Source organism: Methanosarcina sp. UBA411 (assembly GCF_002495725.1).
GTDB lineage: Archaea > Halobacteriota > Methanosarcinia > Methanosarcinales > Methanosarcinaceae > Methanosarcina.
The window spans coordinates 491-9,576 of the sequence record NZ_DAGK01000023.1 but is presented as its reverse complement, the minus strand read 5'-3'; the positions used below and the strand labels follow the sequence as shown (position 1 = coordinate 9,576).

Annotated in this window: 6 protein-coding genes; 4 read left to right on the top strand and 2 right to left on the bottom strand. The window is 41.9% G+C overall.

Going from position 1 to position 9,086, the window contains the following annotated elements; genetic code table 11:
- Together BP861_RS08560 and BP861_RS08555 are read left to right on the top strand one after the other, a co-directional pair.
- Positions 1-1,476, top strand: a 1,476-nt coding sequence (locus BP861_RS08560) for a formylmethanofuran dehydrogenase subunit A (protein ID WP_292374414.1), incomplete at its 5' end; no start/stop codon positions are given.
- Complete coding sequence (locus BP861_RS08555) at positions 1,477-2,235, top strand: formylmethanofuran dehydrogenase subunit C (protein WP_292374412.1); 759 nt, start codon at positions 1,477-1,479, stop codon at positions 2,233-2,235.
- Between the two features lie 267 nt (positions 2,236-2,502).
- Here BP861_RS08555 and BP861_RS08550 read toward each other — a convergent pair whose 3' ends face one another.
- Positions 2,503-3,255, bottom strand: coding sequence for a hypothetical protein (locus tag BP861_RS08550; protein ID WP_292374410.1), 753 nt, complete (start codon positions 3,253-3,255; stop codon positions 2,503-2,505).
- Positions 3,256-3,419: 164 nt separating this feature from the next.
- Positions 3,420-5,411, bottom strand: a complete 1,992-nt coding sequence (locus BP861_RS08545; protein WP_292374408.1) for an S-layer protein domain-containing protein — start codon at positions 5,409-5,411, stop codon at positions 3,420-3,422.
- 1,143 nt (positions 5,412-6,554) lie between these two features.
- Between BP861_RS08545 and BP861_RS08540 the strand changes: the two genes are divergently transcribed.
- Together BP861_RS08540 and BP861_RS08535 are read left to right on the top strand one after the other, a co-directional pair.
- Positions 6,555-7,130: a hypothetical protein gene (locus BP861_RS08540; protein ID WP_292374406.1), complete on the top strand. Its 576-nt coding sequence runs from the start codon at positions 6,555-6,557 to the stop codon at positions 7,128-7,130.
- Between the two features lie 354 nt (positions 7,131-7,484).
- A partial coding sequence (locus BP861_RS08535; RefSeq protein WP_394339171.1) for a tRNA uridine(34) 5-carboxymethylaminomethyl modification radical SAM/GNAT enzyme Elp3 occupies positions 7,485-9,086 on the top strand: 1,602 nt, incomplete at its 3' end.

Here is a 9,086-nt window from a genome sequence, read left to right as displayed (position 1 = left end):
CCAGGGCTTTCGGGTCAGGTTGCACGTACCGAAAAGACAAGAGCACAGGTAGGATACAATACTCCAAACACCTATGCAATCGGATACAGGTACGCAAAACTCGGGTATACTACAATCTGTGAAGCTGCAATCCCTCTTCTTGCCGCAAGGCATACCCATGAGGAATTCAAAGAAATCCCAATTCTGGACAAAATGGGACTCTCTCTTTTTGGAAGCAACTGGCAGGTCATGGAATATATTCGAGACAAGGAGCCTGAAAAGCTTGCAGCATATGTTGCCTGGGGTCTTAGAGCTTCGAGAGGTTACGGAATAAAAATCGTAAACCCAGGCGGAGGAGAAGCCTGGGGTTGGGGAAAGAACGTTAGTGGACTCTACGACCCTGTCCCGAACTTTGATGTAACTCCAGCCGAGATCCTCATGAGCCTTGCCGAAGTAAATGAGCGGCTGAAGCTTCCCCATTCCGTACATGTGCACTGCAACAACCTCGGAAAACCAGGGAATTATGCAACTACTATAGAAACCATGAAGCTTTTTGAGAAAGTTAAACCTAGCCGGGATAGGCAGGCTCTCCACGTAACCCACGTGCAGTTCAATGCCTACGCAGGTACGTCGTGGAGGGATTTTGAAACAGGAGCTCCCATGGTTGCAGACTATATAAATGGAGCAAACCACCTGACTTTTGACCTTGGGCAAATTATCTTTGGTCCTGCAGTAACCATGACTGCAGACGGACCTGTAGAATATGCAAACGCGAGGATGATGCACGAGAAGTGGAGCAACCAGGATATAGAACTGGAAGATGCGTCCGGGGTTGTACCTCTGTTCTACTCTCCAAAGAGCTTTGTAAACGCAGTGCAGTGGGCAATAGGGCTTGAACTTGCCCTGCTCGTGAAAGATCCCTGGAAGGTTATGTTTACAACCGACAGCCCGAATGGCGGTTCTTTTGTGAACTATCCTGAAGCCTTCACTTACTTGATGAGTGCAAAAAAAAGGGAGGAAGTTATCTCTGGCTTTTCCAAGATGGCTCTTGACAAAATGGTTCTGCCAGGAATAGACAGGGAACTTGATTTCTACGAGCTTGCAATCATGACAAGGAGCATCCAGTCAAAAATGTACAGCAGGCCCGAAAAAGGGAACCTCAAACCAGGCTCCGATGCCGATATTGCGATATATGACATCCTTCCAGGAAAGATTGACCCCTCGACAGAGTACGAGAAAGTGAAGAAAGCTTTCTCAGGTGCAGCATACACGCTGAAAAGCGGAGAAATTGTCGTAAAAGACGGAGAGATAGAAGCTACTCCGAAAGGCAAGATATACTGGGTAAACGCAAAAGTTCCCTCAGCCATCGACAGCGCAATGCAGAAAGACATAGATGTAAAATTCAGGAAGTATTATACAGTGAGCAAAGCCAACTATATGGTTGAAGATGCGTATCTCCAGAATCCTGTTGAAATCGCCACGGAAGGGGGGTTCTAAATGCAGATTGTGAAGCTTTCCCTAAAAGAAGCAAATAAAATCCCCATAGAAGCCGACAGCATAAACCCTGACAACTTTGCAGGCAAGACCGAAGAAGATATAAAGACAATTCCGGTCTGGTACGGGAACGGCCAGTATCCTCTTGGCGATTTCTTCAATGTAAAGGTAGAAGGGAGCGACTCAGTAGAAAACGTAAAGCTTGTTTTCGAAGGCGATGTTGCAAGAGTAAAGCGCATTGGACAGAACATGAGTGCAGGAGAAATAGAAATCAACGGCAACGTGGACATGCACTGTGGATTCGGTATGAAAGGCGGGAAGATTATAATCAATGGCGATGCCGACAGCTGGCTCGGCTGTGAGATGACAGGTGGAGAAATCATACTCAATGGAAATGCTTCTTACTACGTAGGGTCAGGTTATAGGGGAGAAGCCTGCGGCATGCGAGGAGGGAAAATTACCGTCAATGGCAATGCCAGAGATTACCTCGGTGAGCATATGTGCGGAGGAGAAATACTCGTAAAAGGCAATGTAGGACTCCTTCCTGCAATCTCAAACAATGGAGGGAAGATAATAATTGAAGGCAATGCTACAATGCCTGCAAACGAAATGAAGAACGGTATGGTCATTATTAAAGGTGAGGTATCCGATCTCCTACCATCTTATAAAGAAGAAGGAACAGAAGAGATTGAAGGAACTGTCTACCGAAAGTTGGTTGGCGATGTTAATGTCGGTGGAAAAGGAGTATTACTTATAAGATAAAACAAAATCGCTCCCATTGAGCAGTGATATTTTGAGATTCTAATGTAAAAATCCCTAAAATCTGTTGTCAGCGGGTGAGAAGTATAAACGGAGCAAATAGGAGAGTTCTTTATCTTACCCGCTTTCAGCTTTTTTAAAGTTAATATCCACTATATTTCTTTCAACTAACTTTTTCCTCAGCTTCATTTAGAGCGTATACTAAAAATAATCTGAAAAAGAATTAAAAGAAAAAAAGAATAAAAGGCATTACCCTTTCTTGAAAATATATTAGTATCCTGTTGCTTCTGCCAGCTGTTTTACCAGAGAGCTATCAGCAGTACTTCCGGTAACCACGAATACATGGTTTTCGTTACTCCAGATATAGGTATACCTGGGAGCCTCGTTTCCTGCAATTGTGACGTAGTCTGCAATTCTCACAGCTGAATGTCCATTAAATGACTCTTCGACAAAACGGGAACCATTTGCTAATGGCTTGAAGGAAGATTTGTATGCATCTATCAGATTAGTTGCAGCCTCAGCATTTCCAAGCTCGATTACATCTAGATAGAAATCAGAGTCATTGTATTTGTACATTCCTTCGGATCCTCCAACGACTTCTGAAACATTCTCTGCATTGTAATCGATTTTGATATCAGATGCATCAAGAGGGACAGATCCAATGTATTCAAAACCTGCAGGAAGGTTTTCAAGCTTACTAATGTCAGCACTTTCAGCAGAATTTGCATTCGCTTCTGAACTGCTTGAGTCTGTTCCGCCAGATATGGGTTTGTTAAGCTCGTTAGTGTCAGCTGCATTATCAGCATGATCTACGTTCGTTTCCGGGCTATTACTTGGCTCTGTTACATTTACTGCGGGCTCGTTAAGCTCGCTAACGTTAGCCGTACTTTCAGCAGGATTTACATTTTCTCCCGAGTTATTGGGCTCTGTTCCATTGACTGCGGAATTATTGTCGCCTACGCAGCCTGAAAATGCGACCGTTAAAACCACAAGTGCAGATATTAAAGCCACCATTTTTTTCATAAGCTTCACCTAAAATCTGTATAATCCTGGAAATAACTATCAATTTAAAACCGGGATTCAAGAAGATCGCTTGAATTAAGAAATCCGTAAATAAAAAGGTATCTGCGAAAAGAAACTAAAAAAGAATTAAAAGAAGGGTTAAGAAAACCCTTCAATTAGAAAATTTAGTTGTTCCTCCTGACGATATAGACAACTGCAAGGAGTCCAACAAGTCCGAGAACAACTCCGAATCCTGGGGATTCTTTGCCGGGTTCAGTTTTATTCTCTTCAGTTGGTGCCTCTACAGAGGTTTCTCCCGGAGTTGCGGGTGTGTTATCATCTGGAGTTTCGATGGTTGCATTATCATCAGATGGTTCGGTTTTGTTAGATTCAACGATAGTGTTATTTTCAATGCTAGTGTTGTTTTCGTCACCGATAGTCCTCTTAACGAATGGATAGTACCTGAGTTCACTGGCAGGGGTGTCAGCGATCTTGAAGAACATTCCCTCACCAATTTCCTCATCGGAGTCTCTGGTCAGAGTGAATGTATCATCATTGGTGATCCTGAGGGATTCTCCCTGTACGGAAACATCGTTGAGTTCGCCGAATTCATCGTCAGATTCGATCTTTATGGCGTTTGCGTAGTCAATGAGCCAGAGACCTTCAATCTGGGCAATGCTGTCGACTGCACCCTGGAAGACCTGGTTGACATGGACTTTCAGGACAACGACATCGTCTTCATCCTGGATGTCATCAAGTTCAACGTCCCAAGTGTTGTCACCGGTTCCTCCAACACTGACGATTTCATCATCTACATATTCTCCGTCCTTGTTGAACTGGAGCCAGACTTTCTCACCGTCAACATCGACCTGCTTGGCTTCAAGAGAGTATCCTTCACCGAGGTCAAGGGTTTCGCCGGTTCTGATGGTGTACTTGTCATCGCTGTCAAGAACGAGCTTGGCGAGCTTGTCAGCACTGTTGGCTTTCAGTGGGATGTATTCCTCTGCAAAGAAGCCAATAATTGGATACGTGTCCCAGCCAGCAGCTGCATTTTCATATTCGTAGTCAACGTCCTTAATGGAGGTAGTGTAGACGAGGCCGCCCTTTTCAATTACATTGCCATTGAGTTTAGAGACACTAAGTTCTTCTGTTTCAACATTGTCATTAATGTCGTAGTAGAAGCCTGCAAAGCTGCTTGCGTTCCAGGTGGCTTCACCATTGGCAACACTTCCTCTTATTTCATAGGTGCCAGGCTCAGTGAGTTCCTTCATGATATAGAACCTGAGCACGTTGGATGGAGTATCAGCTACCTTGAAAGCCAGGCCTTCAGCGAGTTCATTTGTGCTGTCCCTGGTCAGAGTGAAGGTGTCTTCATTGGTAATTTTAAGGGTTGGGCCGTTGATGGAAACATCGTTGAGTTCGCCGAATTCATCGTCAGACTCGATCTTTATGGCGTTTGCATAGTCAATGAGCCAGAGACCTTCAATCTGAGCAATGCTGTCGACTGCACCCTGGAAGACCTGGTTGACATGGACTTTCAGGACAACGACATCGTCTTCATCCTGGATGTCATCAAGTTCAACGTCCCAGGTGCTGTCACCGGTTCCGACTGAGATAATCTCGTCATCTACGTATTCTCCGTCCTTGTCGAACTGGAGCCAGACTTTCTCACCGTCAACATCGACCTGCTTGGCTTCGATAGAGTAGCCCTGTCCGAGGTCAAGGGTTTCGCCGGTTCTGATGGTGTACTTGTCATCGCTGTCAAGAACGAGCTTGGCGAGCTTGTCAGCACTGTTAGACTTCAGTGGGATGTATTTCTCTGCAAAGAAGCCGAGCAAGCTGTAGTTGTCCCAGCCAGCAGCTGTATTTTCATATTCGTAGTCAACCTGCTGAATCGTAGTAGTATATACGATTCCGTTCTCTCCAATTACGTTGCCTTTGTTATCTGCAACTTTTTCAATGGAAAGACTTTCAGTTGTGACGTTATCATCAATGTCGTAGTAGAATGCTGCAAAGTCAGTAGCATCGATTGTAATACCGTCGCCAACAATGTCTTCGATATTAGAGCCGTTGAACACAGGACCGCGGATCTCAACTGCGTCTTCTGCACTTGCGGCGGATGCAAATACAGTAAGAACCATGAGAGCAGCCAGTGTCACTGCTGCGAATCTCTTCATTTTATTGTTCCTCCATGTTTGTTAAGATATGTCGTATGTAAGAAGAAGTGTCGGGATCAACACTTTAAGGGTTTCACCATTCTTCACCAAGTCAGACTTACCATATTTCGTCGATTGCCGAAGAGGATTTCATTCCCTCCTTATCCCTCTAAATTGGATTACAAGTGTTCTATAAAATAATTGCCTTATTAAATCTTTTGTGGTCTGTTTCAGGGAAATTAAAGGGGAAAAGCGCAAAACAACGATATAAATAACGGTAAATGTCGAAAGAACTCTGGTGGTATATTCGTCAGGAGTTAAGTTAAAAGATAAATTAGAAATACTTATAAAAGATTATCGAAAAAAGATACTATAACTAGAGATATTTAGGCAAAGTAATTTCAGATTATACTAATTTTAAAGATCTCTATTCAGTAAGCTTATCCAATAATAGATTTAGAGTTTTTAAAACTAATAAAGTTCTTGTATATGGATAAGGTTTCGATTCAACCGGTTTTATTAACTATACTAATTTTCAAGAAAAAGATTCATATTCGTTTCTGAAGGAAAAGATATCAGTAGTCCAAAAAGATCTAATCCTTAAAATATTATTTCAATCAAAACATGTATTCAGTCACCAAGATGCTAAGTACTGGGAAATTTTGTATAGAAACTGATTTAAAATTGGCAAAGTTACAATGTGTTTTTAAGATAACTTTAATATTTATAATAAGCGCATATATTAAATTTAAAATATATTTAAAAAAGAGTTTTTATGTAACCTCAAGAGAAAATGGCATTATTATTAGAAATCGACGATATAAAAGAGATAAAATATAAAAAAAGAAAAACATAAAAAGATAATTATAAGATTCCACCGAGTTAGAAAAAGAAAAAAGCCTGAGATATTATATGAATATAAGAAGAGACATAATATTATCAGACTCAATATGACCAATTCATAGAGTCAAGAGAATAAATAAGATCATATTCATAGAGTTAAGCCCAAAACCCAGAATAAATATTTACCTAGATACCGAGTTGGAATAATCAATCGAGCTTCTGATAAGGAAAATCGTCTGAAAAATTCATAAAGAAATATGATTGGTTTTGGATGAGCTCATAATTAATATAGAACTCTAAAAACACGAAGGGGAATTTGCTTTGAAATATGAAACTGTTATTCAGGATGTCATATGTAGGATAAAAGCCATCAAAGGCGTGGAAGATACATATATTTTGAGTGAAGAAGACAAAGAAAAGATTTTTGAGCTTGAGAAAAAGGCTGAAGGAGCAGTCCTTATGGGACTTGGTGTTGGAGACAACCAGGGAATAAAGGAAGTCTTCAAACGCCAGGTAATCATAGCTTTTACAACTAATATGAATTATGTCTGGCCCGAAGGGCCCAATGTATTGCTTACGCAGTATGGAGAAAAGGTTGGGGAAGACATTTATGATCCTGAAAAACTTGAGGAATGTGAGAAATGTAAAGATACGCTGGTGATGGGTAACTTTGTGATCTACAAGAGCGCGGTACCTAAGCCAAAGGATGCAAAGAAAGAACCTATAACTGTAGTCCTTCCTCCCCAGAAATGCAAGGATGTGGAATGTGTAGAAGGTGTAGCCAATGTTGTACTCGCATCTCCTTCTACTCCATCGGATGAGTACATCAGATCTGTAATGGATCTCAAACCGGCAGTAGGACTCGGAACTTTTATTATAGGATTCGATCTCTGTTAAGTAATCGACCTGTAAAAACTTACTGATAAAAATGAGGTAGACACCGTACAGTAAATATTAAGTTACCGTTTTACCTGCATTAAATATAGAGCTAATCCCAGAATCGATTTAACTGCTATATAAATATGAATTTTCAAACTCACGTAATGATCCTAAGCTCTCAATTGATTATCCACAGTTTGATTTGATAAATCATTTTGAGCTTTGGGATCATCTTAAGCACTATCAATAAGATCAAGTTAAGTGACTTTTCTAAACCATAAAATATTTTTAAAGCTCTAAAATTGATTTTTGTTTTGAACTACCATAAGAATGAAAAACCGGAATCCATAAACCGGAAAGATGGAACTTGAGATGAAAGAAGATGATTATAATAAGGCCTGCAGAGAAATCCTTGAAAAAGTACTTGCAGGCGAAATAGAAAACGAAAATCAGTTAAATAAGGCAAAAAAAGACGTCAGTAAGTATTATCATCTGGCCAGTCTTCCCAGGAATGGAGATGTCATAATTCAGGGATCAAACGAAGAGCAGGCAAGAATTAAAGAATTTTTGAGACGGAAGCCTGTAAGAACGATTTCTGGAGTTGCAGTAATTGCTGTAATGACCTCTCCGGCTCCATGCCCACATGGAGTTTGTCTTCCTTGTCCTGGTGGGCCTAACTCCGCTTTCAAGTCACCCCAGAGTTATATGGGAAGGGAACCTGCAGCCATGCGGGCGATCCAGCATGAGTTTGACCCTTACTCCCAAGTTGAATCCAGACTTTCCCAGCTTAAAGAGATCGGCCACGATGTAGAGAAAGTGGAACTAATAGTTATGGGGGGCACGTTTTCTGCACGCAGTCTCGATTACCAGGAATGGTTTATTAAACGCTGCCTTGAGGCAATGAACGATTTCACAGGTAAAGAGTGGAGAGAGAGAGCCTGGAAAATTGGAAAATCTTTACCTTATATTCCTCTTGAAGAAGTACAAAAAGCCAATGAAAAGGCTGAAATTCGCAACGTAGGAATCACATTCGAAACTCGTCCGGACTGGGCAGGAGAAAAACATGTGGATGAATTCCTCAGACTGGGAGGAACTAAGGTAGAGCTTGGGGTGCAGAGTGTTTATGACTTTGTGCTTACCCGTATGCAGAGGGGACATAGCGTTGCAGAAATTGCTAGGGCTAATCAGGTATTAAGAGACAGCGCGTTCAAGGTTGGATTCCATATGATGCCTCATCTGCCTGGCTCGGATTCAAAGCTGGACTTCAAAGGTTTCAAAAAGCTCTTCGAAGATTCTCGCTTCAAGCCAGACTATCTCAAAATTTACCCTACCCTTGTAACCGAAGGAACTCCTCTTCATAGGCTCTGGGAAACAGGAGATTACGAGGCTCTTTCGGACGAAGAAGCTGCTGAACTGATTGCAGAGATAAAGGGTATTCTGCCTAAATGGGTAAGACTCCAGCGTATCCAGCGGGATATTCCAGCTTACCAGATCATTGCTGGAGTCCGAAAAAGTAATCTCAGGCAACTTGCAGAAGAAAAGCTGAGGGAAAAAGGAGGAAAGTGCCACTGTATCCGCTGCAGGGAAGTAGGACACACTGACCTTAAAGGAATAAAGATAAATCAGAAGGACATCGAGATGACTGTAGAAACCTACGAAGCTTGCGGAGGTAAAGAGCATTTCATCGCTTTTGAAGATCTTGCTGCAGATGTTCTGATCGGATTTACACGCCTTCGCTTCCCTAATGCACCTCACCGTCCGGAACTTCAGGATACCGCCCTGATAAGAGAACTGCACGTTTATGGCTCCATGGTACCTATAGGAAAAGGAGCAAAGCAAAAGGAGTGGCAGCACAGAGGATATGGAAAAGAACTTCTGGAACATGCAGAAAAGATAGCTTATGAAAGCGGTTACCGGAAACTTGCCATTATTAGCGGGATAGGAGCCAGAGAATACTATCGGAAATTTGGGTAT